Annotated in this window: 2 protein-coding genes and 1 other annotated feature; both genes read right to left on the minus strand. The window is 61.8% G+C overall.

Annotated elements, in window-relative coordinates; translation table 11 throughout:
- Positions 1 to 812: IS3 family transposase (locus O3669_RS10845; protein ID WP_371524865.1), on the minus strand; the 812-nt coding region annotated here is incomplete at its 3' end.
- Positions 735 to 863 (minus strand) — a sequence feature (AL1L pseudoknot). Its footprint overlaps the gene before it by 78 nt.
- On the minus strand, positions 824 to 1,173 hold a 350-nt coding region (locus O3669_RS10850; protein ID WP_371524863.1), incomplete at its 5' end, for a transposase. It overlaps the preceding feature by 40 nt.

The raw sequence follows: 1,173 nt of genomic DNA on the forward strand, positions 1-1,173 counted from the left end.
GCTGAGGTTTCGCGTTCGACTTCGCGTTGGTCGCGCCATGGACCTGTGTAGCCCGGACGTGCTGTGTTGTAGATGAGTTCAGCTTTGTACAAGGAGTTCAACGCTTCGGCTAGGGCGTTGTCGTAGGAGTCGCCGGTGGATCCTACTGAGGCTATGGCCTTGCATTGGGCTAGTGCCTGTCCGTAGCGCACATCGCGGTATTGCACGCCCCGATCGGAGTGGTGCACAAGCCCTCGAGTGTCTATGTTTTCGCGGCGTCGCTGGCAGATCGCCATGTTCAATGCGTCCAGGGCCAGGTCAGTACGCAGCGAGGACGCGACTTTCCACCCCAGGATTTTACGAGAGCACACGTCGGTAACGAAAGCGACGTAGACCCAGCCAGCCTGGGTTGGCACGTAGGTGATGTCTGCGACCCACAACTCGTTGAGGTCATGTGCCCCGAAATGCCGATTGACCAGGTCCAAGGGGCATGCATGGCGCGGTGCTGAGGCCGTGACATGGCGGGTCCGGCGCCGACTCACGCCACGAATGCCCATACGCCGCATCAAGCGCTCAACCGTGCAGCGCGCCACGTGCCCCACGCCCAACTCGTGAGTGTTGAGGAAGGCGTGCATTTTGCGCACCCCGAACACGCAGTAGTTCTCCTCCCACACGCGTCTGATCACGTCTGTGAGCGCCTCGTCGCGCGCACTGCGCGCCGACAAGGGGCGCGCCCGAGCGGCGTAATAGGCACTGGGAGCAACCCGCACCCCATACTGGGTTAAAGCAGTGCAGATCGGCTCGACTCCCCACCGATGCCGGTTGGCCTCGATGAAATCGTAGACTAGCGTCCGAGGCGGTCGAGCTCCGCCCCGAAAAAAGCTGACGCCGCCTTCAAGATCTCATTGGCTCGGCGCAGTTCACGGTTTTCAGCTTCCAGCGCCCGGATGCGGGCCTCTTGATCACTGATCTCGCCGCGCTCATTGCGCCCGCCCTGCTCCACGGCACGCACCCACGTACGCAGCGCCTCAGGATTGACCCCCAACTGGCCGCCAATGCGCTTAATAGCACCCCTACGCCGCTCGGGATCAGCACGAGCCTCCAACGCCATACGCGTCGCACGCTCACGCAACTCCATCGAATACTTACGCTGACCAGACATCCCAAACCTCCAATCCGGCCTAAGACACTCTC

Origin of the sequence: Pauljensenia sp. 20925_1_34, assembly GCF_041432775.1 — a bacterium.
In the GTDB taxonomy this organism is placed as follows: domain Bacteria; phylum Actinomycetota; class Actinomycetes; order Actinomycetales; family Actinomycetaceae; genus Pauljensenia.